The organism is Micromonospora sp. CPM1, from assembly GCF_023896895.1.
Taxonomy (GTDB): Bacteria; Actinomycetota; Actinomycetes; order Mycobacteriales; family Micromonosporaceae; genus Micromonospora; species Micromonospora tulbaghiae.
Map to the genome: position 1 here is coordinate 584,532 of NZ_JAMHIU010000001.1, position 17,705 is coordinate 602,236.

The following is a 17,705-nucleotide window of genomic DNA, read 5'->3' on the forward strand; positions in this document are numbered from 1 at the left end:
GGCGGCGGTGCGGCGGCCGACCGAGTTTCCGCCGCCCGGGTCAGCCGACGGCGGTGGGGGAGGGCGGCGCGCTGCCGCCCTGCGGCGCCTCGGCCGTCATCAGCCGGACGATCTCCGACCGGTCGGCCGCCGACGGCATCCCCCACTCCGGCCGGTAGCCGAACGCCCGGTCCAGCGGGATCGAGGAGGTCCGGCCGTCGAGGATCTCCACCGAGTCGGTGCCGATCAGCCCGGGATGCTCGACGCCACACGCCTCGGCCACCTTGACCAGGTCGCGGCGCAGCGTACGGATGTAGTTCGCGGCCCGGACCGACTTGCGGGCCGGGTCCAGACCCCGGGCCAGCCAGGCGTTCTGCGTGGCGACGCCGGTCGGGCAGGTGTCGGTGTGGCACTTCTGCGCCTGGATGCAGCCGATCGCCAGCATCGCCTCCCGCCCGACGTTGACCATGTCGGCGCCGAGCGCGAACGCCACCACGGCGTTGTCCGGCAGGCCCAGCTTGCCGGCGCCGACGAACACCACGCTCTCGTGCAGGTCGCGTTCGGCGAACGTCCGGTAGACCCGGGAGAAGCCCTGCTGGAACGGCAGCGAGACGGAGTCGCTGAAGATCAGCGGCGCGGCGCCGGTGCCGCCCTCGCCGCCGTCGACGGTCACGAAGTCCACGCCGCGGCCGGTGTCGCGCATCAGCGTGGTCAGCTCCTCCCAGAACCCCAGGTCGCCGACGGCGGACTTGATGCCGACCGGCAGCCCGGTCTCGGCGGCGAGCAGCTCCACCCAGTCCAGCAGGCTGTCGCAGTCGGAGAACTCGGCGTGCCGGGACGGGCTGACACAGTCGCGGCCGGCTGGGATGCCCCGGGTGGCGGCGATCTCGGCGGAGACCTTCGCCGCCGGCAGCAGGCCGCCGAGGCTCGGCTTGGCGCCCTGGCTGAGCTTGATCTCCAGCGCGCGTACCGGCGCCGACGCCACCAGGTCCTTGAGCCGTTCCAGGCTGAACCGGCCCCGCTCGTCGCGGCAGCCGAAGTACGCGGTGCCGAGCTGGAAGACCAGCTCACCGCCGTTGCGGTGGTACGGCGACAGCCCGCCCTCACCGGTGTTGTGCAGGCATCCGGCCAGCGCGGCACCCCGGTTGAGCGCCTCGACCGCGTTGCCGGACAGCGACCCGAAGCTCATCCCGGAGATGTTCACCACCGACTCCGGCCGGAACGCGTGCGCCCGGCCGCGCGCCGCGCCGAGCACCTTGGCGCAGGGCAGCGTCACGGCGTGCCCGGCGGTCGGCGCCGACGGCGGGACCGCCCGGCCGAACGTGCGGTGCTTGATGATCGGATAGCCGGACGTGTGCTCGATGTCGTTGTCGGTGCCGAAACCGAAGTAGTTGTTCTCCTGCTTTGCCGAGGCGTACACCCAGCGCCGCTGGTCGCGGGTGAACGGCCGTTCCTCGTCGTTGCCGGCCACGATGTACTGCCGCAGCTCCGGGCCGATCGACTCGATCAGGTACCGGGCCCGGCCCAGCACCGGGAAGTTGCGGCGCAGCGCGTGGTCGCGTTGCAGCAGGTCCCGCGCCGCCAGCGCGGCGACGGCGGCGACGGCTGCGGGTACGGCTCTCTTCGCCCAGCTCATCCCGCCACTCTTTCCGCCCCGGCACCCGGCCAAACTCCCGGTGGAACCCGGGCGGCGCGAGCGGTGTCATGGAAGCAGACCGACGGAGGCTGCCCTGGACGACGACGAACTCGTCACCCGCGTACGCGCCGGCGACCGGGAGGCGTACGACGCCCTGGTCGCCCGGCACACCGCGCCCGCGTACCGGACTGCGGTGCTGCTCGGCGCCGGTCCGGACGCCGAGGACGTGGTCCAGGAGGCGTTCGTGAAGGCGTACCGGAAACTGTCCCGCTACCGGGCCGAGGCGTCGTTCCGGTCCTGGCTGCTCGCGATCGTCGCCAACGAGACCCGGAACCTGCACCGGACGCGCACCCGGCGCGACGGGCTGACGCTGCGCGCGGCGGCGGTGGACCCGGTCGCGACGGTCACCGCCGACGACGGGCTCGACGCCGTGCTGGCGGCCGAGCGCCGGGCCGCGCTGGTCGGGGCGCTGCGCCGGCTGCCCGTCCGCGACCGGGAGGTGATCGTCTGCCGCTACCTGCTCGACCTCGGCGAGGACGAGACGGTGACCGTGCTGGGGCTGCCCCGGGGCACCGTGAAGTCACGGACCCACCGGGCGCTGGCGAAGCTGCGTGCCCTGTTGGACCGGGAGGTGGCGCACCGTGGATGACCTGGAACGGGAGCTGCGTGAGCTGACCGGCTGGCTGGAGCCGGCGCGGACGCCCGACCTCACCGCGCGGGTCCGCGCCCGGCTGGACGCGCCCGCGCCGCGCCGCCGGTGGCGGTACGTGCTGGCCGCCGCGCTCGCCGCCCTGCTCGTGGCGGCGCTGCCGCCGGGCCGGGCCGCACTCGCCGGCGCGGTGACCGGGCTGCTGCGGATCTCCGGGGTCGTCATCGACACCGCACCCGCGCCGCCACCGGCGGGTACGCCCTCGCCGCTGCCCGCGCAGCACCAGGTCGCGCTCGCCGAGGCGCAGCGACAGGTCCGCTTCCCGGTCCGCGTGCCGGCCCGCCTCGGCCCGCCCGAACGCGTGCTCGTCGCCGATCCGGACGGCGCCGGCGCCCACCGGGTCGTCAGCCTGCTCTACCGGGGCGGGACGGTGCGGCTGGACGCGTTCGACGGCTCGCTCGACATCGTGTTCCACAAGCGGTCCGCCGGGGCGGACGTGACGCTCACCCAGGTCGGCGGCGAGTTCGCGATCTGGGTGGGCGGTCCGCACGCGCTGGCGTACGTGGACCGCTCGGGGACGGAACGGGTCGCCACCGCGCGGTTGTCCGCCGCCACGCTGATCTGGGAGCGGGCCGGGGTGAGCTACCGGCTGGAGGGCGACCTCACCCGTGAGCAGGCGCTGGACGTCGCGTCCTCGGTGGAGTGAGCGCGGCGGGAACCTCGGGGCGCCGGGCGGTGTCGGGAAGACGAGAGTCGTCGACGGGGGAGGCCGGATGTCCGTTCGGAGAAGAGTCCTGCTGGTGCCGGTCCTGCTGCTGGCCGGTTGCAGCGGCCCGGCCGCGGTCCCGGCGGGCGCGCCGGCCACGGTCCCGGCCACCACGCCCGCCGCGGAACCGGCCGTGCCGGCGGCCTGCGCGGAGCGGCTGGAGACCGGCCGGCTGCCGGACTGGGCGGATGCCGGGTTCACCGGCGACACCCGGGTGCGGCACGTCTTCGGCGCCCGGGGCGACATCGTGGCGATCCTGTTCGCGTACCCGCTGGTGCACGCGCGCGGCGACGGCGCGAACAACAAGATCCTCTGGGTGGCGCGCCCCGAGCCGGGCCGGTCCGAGCCGGCGCAGCGGACACCCCTGGTGATCACCGCGACGCGCGACGGGACGGACAGTCCGGTCGTCCGCCGGGTGGACGGCGGGCCCGGGCCGTCCATCGTCGACCTGCCGGCCGCCGGGTGCTGGCGGCTGCGGCTGGACTGGTCGGGGCGCACCGACACGATGGATCTGGTGTACCGGCCGGCGTCCGGCTGACCGGCTGACCGGCATGGCCGCTCCCGGTCCGGGTAACGCTGCGTCATGGCGAAGTACACCGAGCCGGAACTGCGGGAACGCCTCAAGGCCGAGATCCGCGCCTCCGACAGGGGCGGACGGCCGGGGCAGTGGTCGGCCCGCAAGTCGCAGCTGCTGACGAACGAGTACAAGAAGGCCGGCGGGGGATTCGAGGGCCCGAAGGACGCACGGCAGCGCTCGCTGCAACGCTGGGGCGGCGAGAAGTGGCAGACCCGCAGCGGTGACACGCGCGCCCGCAACGGTGGCGAAACGCGCCGTTACCTGCCCGAACAGGCGTGGAAGGAGCTGTCGGAGAACGAACGGCGCGCCACCGACACCCGTAAGCGCCGCGCGTCGCGCTCCGGCCGCCAGTACGTGCCGAACACCGGCCCGGCGAAGCGGGCCCGCCGGGACGCCACGGCCGCCGAGCAGATCAACGAGCTGCCGGTGACCGAGGCGGTCAAGCTGGTCCGCGACCTCGACACCCGCCAGCTCGGCGCGGCGCTGCGCCGGGAGCGCGGCGGCAAGGCCCGCAAGACGCTCATCGGGCGGCTGGAGTCGGAACTGGGCCGGCGCCGGGCGGCGTGAGCGCGGACCGGCCGGACACCGGCGGCGGGGCCGGTCACCGGACCGGCCCCGCCGTGGTGCGCCGGTCGTCTAGCGGCGCGGGTGCTGCGGGATGCGCGGCAGCACGTAGGGCGGACCGGAGAAGATCAGGTCCGACTTCAGCTCGTGGTACGCGAGCTTCGGCTGGTAGTTCTCGTCGTAGACGGTGGCCAGGCCCTCCGGCGGGTCGGAGAACGCCCCGGGCACCCAGGAGTGCTTGTCGGTGAAGCCCCAGAGGGTGAACGACAGGCAGTGCCGCTCGGCCAGGCATGCCTGCATCAGCACGCTGAAGTTCGCCGCGGACGCCTGCAGGCGCGGGTTGATCTCCGCGGAGTCGCCGGCCTCCACCCCTTCGGTGATCTGGCTGCGCACGTCCACCTCGGTGAGGGCCGTGGCCAGCCCGAGCCCGGCGAACTTGCGCAGCGCCGCGGCCACCTGGAGTGTGCTGAAGTTGCCGTACTGGGTGCCCAGGTGGCCCTGTGCGCCCACGCCGTCGATCGGCACGCCCTTGGCCCGCAGGTCACGGGCCATGTTGTAGACGAACTGCGTCTTGTCGTCGGCCGGGTTGCCGGAGCCGAAGGCCTCGATGTTGTAGTCGTTGTAGAACAGCAGCGCCTTCGGGTCGGCGGCGCGGGCCCAGCGGAACGCGTCGGCGATGTAGCCGGGCCCGAGGTTCTGCGCCCAGAACCCCTTGTAGTGCAGGGTGGACGGGGTGTCCCAGGGGTCGCTGACCGCCTCGTTCACCACGTCCCACTGCCAGATCTTGCCCTTGAAGTGGGTGACCACAGCGGTGATGTGGTTGCGCAGGATCTGGCGCAGCTCGGCCTTGCTGATCGAGCCGTCCGCGACCCCGCTGGTCAGCCATGCGGGCAACTGGTTGTGCCAGACCAGCACGTGGCCCCGGACCCGCTGGTTGTTCTTGCGGGCGAAGTCGATCAGCTCGTCGGCCGGGCCCCAGTTGTAGGTGCCGCGGGTGGGTTCGAGGCTCTCCCACTTCATCACGTTCTCGGCGGTGACCGTGGAGAACTCGGACGCGGCTATCTGGCGGTACTGCGGTTCGCTGGCGTCGTTGAGGGCGGCCATGTCCACTGCGGTGCCCACGTACAGGCCGTGGCGCTTGGCCAGCTCGCGCAGGCTCTGCGCGGCTGGGTCGTACGGCCGTCCGGCCGTCGCGGGGACGACGTTGAGGGCGGTGGCGGTCACGACGGCGACGGCGCCGGCGGCGAGCCAACGTCTCAGCTTCATGGTCGTTCCTTTCGGGAGGGTGCGCACGGCCGGGGTCGGCGGTGGCGGTGCCGGGAACGCCGCGGCGTGGAACGGACCGGCGGGCGCCCGGGTGGACGGACGGTGCGGGCTTCCGAAACTTCCGGTCTCACTTCCGGAAGTAGCCCGAAACATTACGGACGCCGATAGCCGTCCGTCAATCACCGGATCGGGAGGGTGAGGTGACGCCTCAGCGCAGCGGGCGGCAGGAGGCCCGGACGACCAGCTCGGTGGGGAGCTGGATGTGCGTGTCCCGCTCGACGCCGGCGATGAGGTCGATCAGCAGGCGCAGCGACTCGGCGCCCATGCGTTGCAGCGGCTGCCGGATCGTGGTGAGCGGTGGGTCGACGAGCGCCGACTCCGGGATGTTGTCGAAGCCGATGACCGACAGGTCGTCCGGTACGCCGAGGCCGAGGCCGCGGGCGACGTCCACCGTGGAGATCGCCGAGAGGTCGTTGCCGGCGAAGATCGCGGTCGGCCGGTCGGGGAGCGCGAGCAGTTCGGCGGCGGTGCTGGCGGCGGTCTCGGTGCGGAAGCCGCCGACCCGGACCAGCTGCTCGTCGACGGGCACGCCCGCGTCGGCCATCGCCTTGCGGAACCCGGCCTCGCGCAGGCGGGCCGACTCCAGGTCGGGCCGGCCGCTGATGTGCGCGATCCGCCGGTGCCCCAGCGACAGCAGGTGGTCGGTGGCCAGCACCGCACCGGCGAAGTTGTCGGAGTCGACGGTGGGCAGGCCGGACGGGCCGGTGTGCGGGTCGACGGCCACCACGTGGAAGCCGTGCTTGGTCTCGACCACGGTCGGCGTCACGATCACCGCGCCGTCGATGAGCGTCCCGGACAGCCGGGCCAGCGAGCGCCGCTCCCACCCTATGGCCGCGCCCTCGCCGTCGCCGCTGGAGTAGGCGAGCAGCTGGTAGCCGCTGCCGGCGACCTCCCGGGAGGCGCCCTTGAGCAGCTCGGTGGAGAACGGCTCGAACTCGGCGACCAGGATGCCCAGCACGTTCGTGCGGTGGCTGCGCAGGCTCTGCGCCCCGAGGCTGGCCTCGTAGCCGAGCTCGTGGATGACCTGCTGGACGCGCTCGACGGTGGCCTGCGCGACGCCGTACCGCCCATTGACAACCTTGGATACGGTTGCCACCGAGACGCCGGCCGTACGTGCCACGTCCGACATCTTGACGCGCTGCTCGAACACCACGCGGACGATGATAGAGGGCTCTCCCGGCGGGATCGAAGACGATGTCGAAAACGTTATCGATACCGATTGACTTCACGTTACGGCCCTGTAAAACTCCCCCGCAGGTAACCCGGCTAAGTGGTCGAGGAGACATCTATGGCGATGAAGCGCCGTGCTGGTGCCGTCCTGGCACTGTTTGTGACAAGCGCTCTGCTGGCCTCCGCGTGCAGTGGTGGGGGCGAGGAGGAGAAGGCCGCCGAGAGCGAGCTGTACAAGAACCCGGTGACGTTGACCTGGTGGCACAACGCCTCGCAGGACGGGCCCGGCAAGACGTACTGGGAGAAGGTCGCCAAGGACTTCTCCGCAGCCCACCCGACCGTCAAGATCGAGATCGAGGCGATCGAGACGAACCAACTCCAGCGCACCCGGCTCCCCGCCGCGCTGCTGAGCAACGACCCGCCGGACGTCTTCCAGGCCTGGGGCGGCGGCGAGATGCGCGAGCAGGTCGAGGCCGACTACCTCAAGGACATCACCGACCAGGTGAAGGACGAGGTGGCCGACATCGGCAGCGCCTCGGAGATCTGGCAGGTGAACGGCAAGCAGTACGGCCTGCCGTACCGGATGGGCATCGAGGGCATCTGGTACAACAAGGACATGTTCGCGAAGGCGGGCATCACGGCGCCGCCGGCCACCTTCGAGGAACTCAACGCCGCGGTCACCAAGCTCAAGGCCATCAACGTCGTCCCGATCGCCCTCGGCGCCGGTGACAAGTGGCCCGCCGCGCACTGGTGGTACAACTTCGCGCTGCGTGCCTGCTCGGTCGACACGCTGAAGAAGGCCACCACCGACCGGACCTTCGACGACCCGTGCTTCGTCAAGGCCGGCCAGGATCTGAAGGCGTTCATCGACACCAAGCCGTTCCAGAACAACTTCATCGCCACGCCGGGCCAGAACGACCCGACCAGCGCCAACGGCCTGCTCGCCAACGGCAAGGCCGCGATGGAGCTGATGGGCGACTGGAACCGCGGCACCCTGGACACCGTGGCCACCGACAAGGCGGCCCTGGGCAAGTTCCTCGGCTGGTTCCCGGTGCCGGCGATCTCCGGCTCCGCCGGTGACCCGAAGGCCGCCCTGGGCGGCGGCGACGGCTTCGCCTGCTCCAAGAACGCCCCGGCCGAGTGCGTCGAGTTCCTCAAGTACCTCGTCAGCCCCGAGGTGCAGAAGGGCTACGCCGCCACCGGCACCGGCCTGCCGGTCGCCAAGGGCGCGGCCGACGGCGTCACCGACCCGGCCCTGAAGTCCATCCTGGAGTCCACCTCCTCGGCCACCTACGTGCAGCTCTGGCTCGACACCGCCTTCGGCAGCACCGTCGGCAACGCGATGAACGACGCGATCGTCGCGATCTTCGCCGGCAACGGGACACCTGAGAAGGTCGTCTCGGCCATGAAGGCGGCCGCAAGCAAGTGACGTCCGCATCGCAGACCCGTATGCCCGCCGGCGGCGTGACCGCGCCGCCGGCGGGCCTCCGGCCCGGCGCACGAGCCGCCTCACGCCGCGCCGAGACCCGCCGCAAGTGGTACGAGATCATCGGGCTGACCACGCCGGCGGTCCTCATCTACGTGCTGTTCGTGCTGGTGCCGATGGGCTTCGCGTTCTACTACAGCCTGTTCCGCTGGCGCGGCGTCGGCCCGCCCACCGAGTACGTCGGCTTCCGCAACTACACGCTCGCGTTCCAGGACCCGATCTTCCTCGACGCGCTGCGCAACAACGCGATCATCGTGTTCGGGTCGCTGCTCATCCAGGGCCCCGTCGCACTCGGCATCGCCCTGCTGCTCAACCGCCGCTTCCGCGGACGCTCGGCGTTCCGCCTGCTGGTCTTCGTGCCGTACGTACTCGCCGAGGTCACCGTCGGCATCATGTGGAAGCTGATCCTGACCGACGGCGGCACGCTCGACGCGCTGCTGCGGTCGGTCGGACTGGGCGGCTTCGTGCAGGCGTGGCTGGCCGACCTCGACGTGGTCATCTGGACGCTGCTGTTCGTCCTCACCTGGAAGTACGTCGGCTTCGCCATCATCCTCCTGCTCGCCGGCCTGTCGAACGTGCCGCCGGAGCTGAACGAGGCGGCCGAGATCGACGGCGCGAGCTGGTGGCAGATCCAGCGGCACGTCACGCTGCCGCTGCTCGGCCCCACCATCCGGATCTGGATGTTCCTGTCGATGATCGGCTCGTTGCAGGTCTTCGACATGGTCTGGGTGACCTCGGTGCCCGCGGTGCGCTCGCTCGGCGCCTCGGCCACCATGGCCACGTACATGGTGGACAACGGCTTCTTCGCCCGGCTGTGGGGCTACGGCAACGCGGTGGCCGTGATCCTGTTCGTCATCTCCTTCGTCGCGGCGCTGCTGTTCCAGCGGTTCCTGCTCCGCCGTGACATCGAGGGCGCCATCACCCGGAAGGGGAAGTGACAGTGGCCGTGAACTCCGTACCCGCCCCCTCCGCCGGGCGCCGTCCGGTGCAGTGGAGCTCGCCGCTGACGTACGCGCTGGCGCTCGCGGTCGCGGCCGTGTCGATCGCGCCCGTCGTGTACGTCGTCGTCGGTGGCTTCCGCACCACGCCGCAGATCGTGGACGACCCGGCCGGCCTGCCGGACCCGTGGGTCTGGGAGAACTACTACCGGGTGCTCACGCAGAGCGGGTTCTGGCGGCAGGCGTTCAACAGCGCCGTGGTCGCGTTCGGCACCACGCTCGGCGTGGTGGTGCTCGGCATGGCCGCCGCGTTCGTGCTGGCCCGGTACACGTTCCGGGGACGGGAGGCGCTCTACACCTTCTTCACCCTCGGCCTGCTGTTCCCGGCCGGCGCGGCGATCCTGCCGCTGTACCTCCTGCTGCGTGACCTGAACCTGATCAACTCCTACTACGCGGTGATCCTTCCGCAGGTGGCCTTCTCGCTGCCGCTCACGATCGTCATCCTGCGGCCGTTCCTGACGGCCATCCCGCGGGAGCTGGAGGACGCGGCCGCCATCGACGGCGCCGGCCGGCTCGGCTTCCTCTGGCGGATCGTGCTGCCGCTGTCGCGGCCCGCGGTCGTCACCGTCGGCATCCTCGCGTTCGTGGCGAGCTGGAACGCGTTCCTCCTGCCGCTGCTCGTCCTCGGGGACGTCAACCTGCACACCCTGCCGCTGGGCGTGCAGAACTTCTCCAGCCAGTACACCACCGACACCGCGGGAGTCCTCGCCTTCACGTCGCTGGCGATGTTGCCGGCGCTGCTGTTCTTCACCCTGGCGGAGAAGCAGATCGTGGGCGGTCTCCAGGGCGCGGTCAAGGGCTGAGCGGCAGCGGTACCAGCACAACCAGTGGAAAGGCACACCATGACAGAGGTCCACGCGCTGGTGGACGGGCCGGTACCGGCTCAGGCAGGTTCGGGCCACGACCGGCCGGACGGGCCCGACGCCGAGGCGCGCGTACGGGAACTGCTCGCTCGCATGACGATCGAGGAGAAGGTCGCGCAGCTCGTCGGGTTCTGGGAGAAGGAGGACGGTGAGGCGGTCGCGCCCCTGCAGGGCGAGTTCGCCGACAGCGGCCGGCTCGAGGACTTCTCCCGGCACGGGCTGGGTCACCTGACCCGCGCCTACGGCACCCGCCCGGTCGACGCCGCCGCGCGCGCGGCCTGGCTGTGGAAGTTCCAGCGGGACCTGGTGACGGGCACCCGGCTGGGCATCCCGGCGATCGTGCACGAGGAGTGCCTGACCGGCCTGTCGGCGTGGAAGGCGGCCACCTTCCCGACGCCGCTGGCCTGGGGCGCCGCGTTCGATCCCGACCTGGTCACCGAGATGGCGGCGGCGATCGGGGCCTCGATGCGCGCGCTCGGCATCCACCAGGGACTGTCCCCGGTGCTGGACGTGATCCGGGATCCCCGCTGGGGCCGGGTCGACGAGTGCATCGCCGAGGACCCGTACCTCGTCGGCACCATCGGCACCTCGTACGTGCGGGGACTCCAGTCGCAGGGCGTGCTCGCCACGCTGAAGCACTTCGCCGGCTACTCCGCCTCGCGGGCCGGGCGCAACTTCGGCCCGGTGCACGCCGGTCCCCGGGAACTCGCCGACGTGCTGCTGCCGCCGTTCGAGATGGCGCTCCTCGACGGCGACGCCCGCAGCGTCATGCACTCGTACGCCGAGATCGACGGCGTGCCGGTCGCCGCCGACCCGACCATGCTCACCGACCTGCTGCGGGACCGGTGGGGCTTCGACGGGACGGTGGTGGCCGACTACTACGGGGTGGCCTTCCTCAACCTGCTGCACCACGTCGCGGCCGACAACGCGGACGCGGCGGTGCAGGCGCTGAGCGCGGGTCTCGACATCGAGCTGCCCACCGGCGACGCCTACCTGACCCTGACCGAGTCGGTGCGGGCCGGCAGGGTCGACGAGGCGCTGGTCGACCGGGCGGTGCTGCGCGTCCTGCGCCAGAAGCAGGAACTCGGACTGCTCGACGCGACGTTCGACGACGAGCCGCCGGGCGCGATCGATCTCGACTCGCCGGAGCACCGGTCGATCGCACGCCGGCTCGCCGAGGAGTCGGTCGTCCTGGTCGGCAACGAGGGCGTGCTCCCGCTGCCGGCGGGCCGCCGGGTGGCGGTCGTCGGGCCGAACGCGGACCGGCAGGGCGCGCTGTTCGGCTGCTACTCGTTCCTCAACCACGTGCTGGCCCACCACCCGGGTGTGGAGACCGGCTTCGAGGTGCCGACCGTGCTGGAGGCGGTGCGCGCCGAGTTCGGCGCCGACTCGGTCACCTTCGCGGCCGGCTGCGAGGTGGACTCGGCGGACCGGTCCGGGTTCGACGAGGCGGTCGCCGCCGCGTCCGCCGCCGACGTGGCAGTGCTCGTGATGGGCGACCACGCCAGCCTGTTCGGCCGCGGCACCGTCGGCGAGGGGTGCGACCGGGACGACCTGGAGCTGCCCGGCGTGCAGCGTCAGCTCGTCGAGGCGGTGCTGGACACCGGCACCCCGGTCGTCCTGGTGCTGCTCACCGGCCGCCCGTACGCGCTCGGCTGGGCGCTGTCCCGGTGCGCGGCGGTGGTGCAGACGTTCTTCCCGGGTGAGGAGGGCGCCGGGGCGATCGCGGGCGTGCTCTCCGGGCGGGTCAACCCGTCCGGCCGGCTGCCGGTCAGCCTGCCCGGCTCGGCCGGCGCGCAGCCGTACTCGTACCTGCACCCCGAGCTGGGGGAGGGCATGAACGGCACGAACCTGCCGGCGACCCCGGTGGCGCCGTTCGGGCACGGGCTGTCCTTCACCACGTTCGCGTACACCGATCTGACCGTGCCGGCCGAGGTGCCGACCGACGGGACGCTGCGGGTGTCGGTGCGCGTGACGAACACCGGCCCGGTCGGCGGTGACGACGTGGTGCAGCTCTACGGCCGCGACCTGGTCGCCTCGGTGACCCGGCCGGTCGCGCAGCTGCTCGGCTACCGGCGGGTGCGCCTGGAGCCGGGCGCCTCGGTCACGGTCGAGCTGACCGTGCCGACCACGCGGCTGGCGTTCAGCGACCGCACGCTGACCCGTGTGGTGGAGCCCGGTGAGGTCGACGTCTGGGTCGGCACGAGCGCCCGGCGCGACGCCCAGGCGCGGACGACGCTGACCGGCGACACCGTCGCGATCACCACGGAGTCGCCCCGCTGGACGACGACCGACCTTCGCTGAGCCGGGTCCGCCGGTCGTCCACGGGGCGGCCGGCGGACCCTTTCAGCTCATATTGGCGTTATGTCGTTTTCGACTCAGTAGGCTCCAGGATGTCATCCAGCCCGTGACCCGGGACGGTGCCGCCCGCCACGCGCGGGTCGCGTCTCGCCGCCCGGCCGGCTGGTCCCGGTCGCCGGCACCCACAGGGATGCGTGAGTCACGATGATGGACGCGGACACCATGGTCCTGCCCCGGCTCGGGGACGCCGCGGTCGAGGACCCGTGGGGCGAGGCCCGGCCGCACCGGGCCGCCGTCCGTGCCGGGACCGGCGTGCTCCGGTGGCGGATCGCGGCGTGGCTGGTGCCCGCGCTCCTGATGGGCGCGCTCGGCGCCGCCCGGATCACGACATCGGGGCCGAGTGCCGCAGAAGTGGCGACCCGGCGCGCGGCCACGTCGCAGTGGCCGGGGATCGGCGCCGCGCTGACCGGCGACGACGTCGCGCTCGGGCCGTACCACCTGCTCGTGCGCGGCTGGGCGGCGCTGTTCGGCGCGACGGACCTCGCGCTGCGCGTACCGTCCCTGCTGGCCATGGTCGGGGCCGCGGCGCTCGTCGGCGCGCTCGCCGCCCGGATCGCCACGCCCGCCGCGGGCCTGGCGGCCGGGGCGATCTTCGCGGTGCTGCCGACCTCGATCCGGTACGCGCAGGAGGCGCAGCCGTACGCCCCGGCGGTGTTCGCCGCCGTGCTCGCCACCTGGCTGCTGGTGCCCGCGCTGGACCGGCCGGGCCCGCGGCGGCTCGTGCCCTACGCGGGCGCGGTGCTGCTGCTGGGCCTGTGCCAGCCGGTGGCGTTGCTGCTGGTCGCCGGCCACGGCTGGGTCGTGCTGGCGTTCCGCCGGCGCGTCGCGGTCAGATGGCTGGCCGCCGTGGTCCTCGGGCTGCTCCCGGTCGCCGCGCTGCTCGGTTACGCCCTGCGCGACGGCGGTCATCTGGCGTCCGGCGTGCGGCCCGGTGCCGCGGTGCTCGCGGCCACGCCCGGAGATCTGTTCGGCGTCGCCGCGTTCGGCGGCGTGCTGGCCGGGCTGGCGCTGTTCAGCCTCCCGCTGCGGTACGCCGCCGCGATCTGCACCGCCTGGGCGCTGGTGCCCGCGCTCGGGCTGCTGGCGCTGGCGCAGGCCGTGCCGGTCTGGTCGGCGGTGAACCTGCTGTTCACGGTGCCCGCCTGGGCGGTGCTCGGCGGGGTCGCCCTGTCCCGGGCGCGTGCCGCCGGTGCGCTCGCCGTGCTGGCGCTCGTCGCGCTGCTCGCCGTGGCGGCCCAGCTTCCCGCGTGACCCGGTGACCCGTCGACGAACGGGCGATGTCTGCCTGATTCGCCCTTTTTGCGGTTGATTGTCGGCTTAGCATTCGGTCGGCTCCTGAGCCTGCAGACCATGGGGGAAACGTGGCCGTCGCCGCCGATACACGCCCGTCCCGCGCCACGACGGCCGGGACACCGGGCGCCCGCCCGACCGCATTCGTCCCGCCCGGGACGCCGGCCGATCCGGACCGCCGGCAGCGCAACGTCCGCGCCCGCCTCGCGTACGCGCGCTGCGGCGCCACCGCCGGTCCGCTGCGACCACCCCGCCGCCCCGACGCGGCGGTCGAGTTCCGCCCCACCGCCTCGGTCGCCGCGCGGCTGGTCCTGACGCTGCTGGTGCTCGTCAACAGCGCCGCCGGACTGGTCTTCGTCGGCTGGCTGCTGCTGCCCCAGCACGTGCCCGGCCCCGGCGTCGTCGGGCTCGGCGGCTGGCAGACCGTCGCCGCCCGGCTCGCGTTCTGCGTCGTCGTCGGCGTCGAGCTGATCCGCCTGGCGCAGAACGTGGTGGTCTGGGTCTTCGCCTACCACGCCCGGGACCCGGTGCCGGTCGACCCGCCGGTCGGCCTGCGGGTCGCCCTGCTCACCACCATCGTGCCGAGCAAGGAGCCGATCGAGGTCGCCGAGCGGACACTGCGCCGGCTCCGGGAGATCGTCTACTGCGGCCACGTCGACGTGTGGATCCTCGACGAGGGCGACGACCCGGCGGTCCGGGCGATGGCCGCGCGGCTGGGCGTCCGCCACTTCACCCGCAAGGGCCGGCCCGAGTACAACCGGCCCGGCGGCGAGTTCCGGGCCCGCACCAAGTCCGGCAACCACAACGCCTGGCGGGCCGAGCACGAGCACCGCTACGACGTGGTCGCGAACGTCGACCCGGACCACGTGCCGCTGCCGAACTTCCTGGAACGCACGCTCGGCTACTTCCGCGACCCGGACGTCGCGTTCGTGGTGACCCCCCAGGTGTACGGCAACATGCACCAGAACTTCGTCGCCCACGGCGCCTCGGTGCAGCAGTACCTCTACAACGGCCTGATCGCCCGCGGCGGCAACGGCCTGGACGCGCCGCTGCTGACCGGCACCGGGCACCTCTACCGTCCGGCGGCCTGGCGGACCATCGGCGGCTACCAGGACTCGATCATCGAGGACCACCTCACCAGCATCCGCGTGCACGCCGCCGTCAACCCGGCCACCGGCAACCGGTGGAAGGGCGTCTACACCCCCGACGTGGTGGCGCTCGGCGAGGGACCGACCTCCTGGGCGGACTACTTCAACCAGCAGAAGCGCTGGGCGGCCGGGATCTGCGAGATCCTGCTCCGGCGCGAGCTGCGCACGCCGCGCGACCTGCCGTCGCGCCGTCGCTGGCAGTACCGCCTGCTCCAGTTCTACTACCCGAGCGTGGCCGTGAGCCTGCTGCTGGGCAACGCCGCCACCGCGCTGTACCTGCTGACCGGCGTCGACGCGGGACGGCTCGACCCGCAGGTCTGGGCGACGCTGTGGGGTTCCACCATCGGCACCTGGTTCCTGCTCTGGCTGTGGCTGCGCCGCTTCAACATCGCCCCGCACGAGCGGGAGGAGGTGGGCATGGTCGGCATGGCGCTCGCCCTGTTCGCCGGACCGGTCTACGTGGCCGCCGCGGTGGGCGCGCTGCTGCGCCGCAAGCTCGGGTTCGTGGTCACCGCCAAGGGCGCGCTGCGCACCGTCGAGTCGCCGCGCACGTTCCGGCTGCACCTGTGCTGGGCGCTCGCCGCCGCGGGGCTGCTCGCGGCGAGCTTCGCGCTCGACCACGACTACCCGCTGCTGCGGGTCTGGCCGGTGCTGACGCTGCTGACCGGGCTCGCGCCACCGCTGATCTCCTGGGTGGAGAGTCTGCGGGCGCGCCGGGACCGGGCCGCCGAACCGGCCCGCGAACCTCAGGTGGTGCCCCGGACCGTGACCGACGGCGGTGTGCCGTGCTGAGGCCGACGCTGCCCCGGATGGGCCTGGCACTGGCCGGGTTGCTGCTGCTCGCGTACGCCTTCGTGGTGGCACCGGGCGCGTGGCGTGACGACCCGGGGACGGGCGCCTCGGCGCAGCGGCCCGCCGGGGCGACGCCGCAGGCGAGCACCGACGTGCCGGCCGCGGTCGTGCCGAGCCCGCGCGGCGGCCCGTTTCCCCCGGCCGGGCAGGCGTTCTTCGGGGTGATGACGGACAAGGGCCCGTACGACTTCGCGCCGGTGGACCGGTTCGCCGAGGCGGCCGGGCGGTCGCCGCAGGTGATGCTCTTCGGCGCCGACTGGGCCTCGGCCGCGTTCGACCGGAGCCTGTTCGACCGGATCGCCGAGCGGGGCATGATGCCGATGCTCGGCTGGGAGCCGTGGGACCACACGGTCGACAAGGCGGCCCGCCGCACCGGCCTGACCGACCGGCAGATCGACCGGCTGCGCGCCACCCAGCCGGACTACCGGCTGGCCCGCATCGCGCGCGGCGACTTCGACGCGTACGTGCGCTCCTGGGCCGACGGCGTCCGGTCGCTGGGCTACCCGGTGGCGATCCGCTTCGCGCACGAGATGAACGGCGACTGGTACCCCTGGTGCGAGCGGGCCAACGGCAACCGCCCCGGCGACTACGTCCGGGCCTGGCGGCACGTGCACGACCTCTTCGCCGAGGCCGGCGCCACGAACGTCACCTGGGTGTGGAGCCCGAACGCCCGCTGGGACAAGACGACCGCTGGGCTCACCGGCCTCTACCCGGGCGACGAGTACGTCGACTGGGTCGGCGTCACCGGCTACTACGGCAGCGGCGCGTTCACCAAGACGTACTGGTCGTTCGACCAGATCTTCGGCCCGACGATCGCGGAGATCCGCAAGGTCACCGGCAAGCCGCTCGTGGTCACCGAGACCGGCGCCGCCGACGCCGCCGGGCACAAGGCGCGGTGGATCCGGGACACGTTCCGCGCCCTGCCCCGCTATCCGCACCTGATCGGGCTGATCTGGTTCGAGGTGGACAAGGAGAAGGACTGGCGCATCGCCGGCTCACCGGCGGCGGCGACCGCGTTCGCCGAGGCGGTGGCCGCCGAGCGCTACGACGTGACCTGGTCACCGGCGGTGCGGCCGCGAGCCGGGCCCTGATCCCGACCGTGCCGTACAGGCTCCATGTCGGACGGTGCGGCTACTCTCCACGATCATGAACGAGAGAGATCAATTCCGGCGGGCGGCGATCGAGCAGGGTGTGCCCGAGGACGAGGTGGCCCGCTTCGCGGAGCTGATCCGGTTCCAGATCCACGCCTGCCAGCACGAGGAAGGTGTGCACGTCGGGCGGCGGGGCGGGCGGCCGCGGCTGCCGGTGGGCATGCCGTGGCCCACGTGCTCGGAGGGCTATCCGTTGCCGTTCCTGCTGCGGCTCGACTGCGCGGCGCTGCCCCGGGTTCCCGACCTCGCCCTGCCCGCCGACGGCACGCTGCTGTTCTTCCTCGACCAGGAGAGCGCACTGGACGCCTGCGGCATCGAGCCCGAGCAGGAGTTCGCGCGGGTCGTGTACGTCCCGGCCGGCGCCGAGACGGTGGACGGTGAGTACGTCGTGCCCGCCGACACCGAGATGGAGCCGTTCCTCGCCCCCGAGCACGAGATGTACGCGGGGCTCCAGGCGGAGCTGCCGGACTGGCTCGACCGCTCGGAGGAGTGGCTGAGCGCCGCCCAGATCCAGCTCCTGCGCGACATGCCGCAGCTCAAGCAGATGAGCGCGCTGCTCGAGCAGCTCTGGCCGGAGCGGAACTGGTGGCTGCCGGAGGACGTCTTCATCGGCGGCTACACCATCTCGGCGCAGGACCCCCCTGAGGTGATCATGATGGACCCCGAGCGGGAGCGGCAGGCGCGGTCCCTGCCCCGCCCGGAGCGGATGGTGGCCCTGTACGAGGAACGGCAGCGGGTGATGCGCGAGTGGGTGCCACTGGCCCAGTTCGGCGTGCCGGACGAGGAGTTCGTCAACGCGCGGTTCCTGATCCGCCACGACGACCTCGCCGCCGGGCGGTTCGACAGGGCGCTGTCCTTCTGCGAGTTCACCGAGTGACGACCGTGCCGG

15 protein-coding genes are annotated in these 17,705 nt (G+C 72.7%); 12 read left to right on the forward strand and 3 right to left on the reverse strand.

What is annotated here, in order from left to right:
- Positions 1-40: 40 nt before the first annotated feature.
- On the reverse strand, positions 41-1,615 hold the full coding sequence (locus M8C11_RS02200; RefSeq protein ID WP_252448097.1) for an FMN-binding glutamate synthase family protein: 1,575 nt from the start codon (positions 1,613-1,615) through the stop codon (positions 41-43).
- Between the two features lie 40 nt (positions 1,616-1,655).
- On the opposite strand from M8C11_RS02200, the gene M8C11_RS02205 reads away from it, so the two are divergent.
- From M8C11_RS02205 to M8C11_RS02220, 4 genes are all read left to right on the forward strand, one after another.
- Positions 1,656-2,264, forward strand: a complete 609-nt coding sequence (locus M8C11_RS02205) for an RNA polymerase sigma factor (RefSeq protein ID WP_252448098.1) — start codon at positions 1,656-1,658, stop codon at positions 2,262-2,264.
- Positions 2,257-2,970 (forward strand): hypothetical protein, encoded by a 714-nt coding sequence (locus M8C11_RS02210; protein WP_252448099.1) that lies wholly within the window; start codon positions 2,257-2,259, stop codon positions 2,968-2,970. The genes M8C11_RS02205 and M8C11_RS02210 overlap by 8 nt, the downstream gene beginning before the upstream one ends.
- A 67-nt stretch (positions 2,971-3,037) precedes the next feature.
- Positions 3,038-3,568, forward strand: coding sequence for a hypothetical protein (locus M8C11_RS02215; protein ID WP_252448100.1), 531 nt, complete (start codon positions 3,038-3,040; stop codon positions 3,566-3,568).
- A gap of 45 nt (positions 3,569-3,613) precedes the next feature.
- Entirely contained in the window at positions 3,614-4,174 is a 561-nt protein-coding gene (locus M8C11_RS02220) for a DUF5872 domain-containing protein (RefSeq protein WP_121683744.1), read from the forward strand.
- A gap of 69 nt (positions 4,175-4,243) precedes the next feature.
- Here the strand turns inward: M8C11_RS02220 and M8C11_RS02225 are convergent, their stop codons facing one another.
- Together M8C11_RS02225 and M8C11_RS02230 are read right to left on the reverse strand one after the other, a co-directional pair.
- Positions 4,244-5,437, reverse strand: a complete 1,194-nt coding sequence (locus M8C11_RS02225) for an endo-1,4-beta-xylanase (protein WP_252448101.1) — start codon at positions 5,435-5,437, stop codon at positions 4,244-4,246.
- A 208-nt stretch (positions 5,438-5,645) separates the two neighbouring features.
- A complete protein-coding gene (locus tag M8C11_RS02230) occupies positions 5,646-6,650 on the reverse strand; it encodes a LacI family DNA-binding transcriptional regulator (protein WP_120569507.1) in 1,005 nt (334 codons plus the stop codon).
- Between the two features lie 177 nt (positions 6,651-6,827).
- On the opposite strand from M8C11_RS02230, the gene M8C11_RS02235 reads away from it, so the two are divergent.
- The 8 genes from M8C11_RS02235 to M8C11_RS02270 all read left to right on the forward strand — a co-directional run bounded on the left by M8C11_RS02235 (position 6,828) and on the right by M8C11_RS02270 (position 17,693).
- A complete protein-coding gene (locus tag M8C11_RS02235) occupies positions 6,828-8,096 on the forward strand; it encodes an extracellular solute-binding protein (RefSeq protein WP_252448102.1) in 1,269 nt (422 codons plus the stop codon).
- Positions 8,093-9,091 carry a carbohydrate ABC transporter permease gene (locus tag M8C11_RS02240; protein ID WP_098744448.1) on the forward strand — a complete coding sequence of 333 codons (999 nt, stop codon included), beginning with the start codon at positions 8,093-8,095 and terminating at the stop codon, positions 9,089-9,091. Before M8C11_RS02235 ends, M8C11_RS02240 begins: the two co-directional genes overlap by 4 nt.
- Positions 9,088-9,954 (forward strand): carbohydrate ABC transporter permease, encoded by an 867-nt coding sequence (locus tag M8C11_RS02245; RefSeq protein WP_252448103.1) that lies wholly within the window; start codon positions 9,088-9,090, stop codon positions 9,952-9,954. The genes M8C11_RS02240 and M8C11_RS02245 overlap by 4 nt, the downstream gene beginning before the upstream one ends.
- 39 nt (positions 9,955-9,993) lie before the next feature.
- Positions 9,994-12,318, forward strand: a complete 2,325-nt coding sequence (locus M8C11_RS02250; protein ID WP_252448104.1) for a glycoside hydrolase family 3 N-terminal domain-containing protein — start codon at positions 9,994-9,996, stop codon at positions 12,316-12,318.
- Between the two features lie 201 nt (positions 12,319-12,519).
- A complete protein-coding gene (locus tag M8C11_RS02255) occupies positions 12,520-13,626 on the forward strand; it encodes a glycosyltransferase family 39 protein (protein ID WP_252448105.1) in 1,107 nt (368 codons plus the stop codon).
- Positions 13,627-13,736: 110 nt separating this feature from the next.
- Entirely contained in the window at positions 13,737-15,605 is a 1,869-nt protein-coding gene (locus M8C11_RS02260; RefSeq protein WP_252448106.1) for a glycosyltransferase family 2 protein, read from the forward strand.
- A gap of 17 nt (positions 15,606-15,622) precedes the next feature.
- The gene (locus M8C11_RS02265; RefSeq protein ID WP_252448108.1) at positions 15,623-16,756 is read left to right on the forward strand and encodes a glycoside hydrolase family 26 protein; all 1,134 of its coding nucleotides are present in this window, start codon (positions 15,623-15,625) and stop codon (positions 16,754-16,756) included.
- 55 nt (positions 16,757-16,811) lie between these two features.
- A complete protein-coding gene (locus M8C11_RS02270) occupies positions 16,812-17,693 on the forward strand; it encodes a DUF1963 domain-containing protein (protein ID WP_252448109.1) in 882 nt (293 codons plus the stop codon).
- Positions 17,694-17,705: the final 12 nt, after the last annotated feature.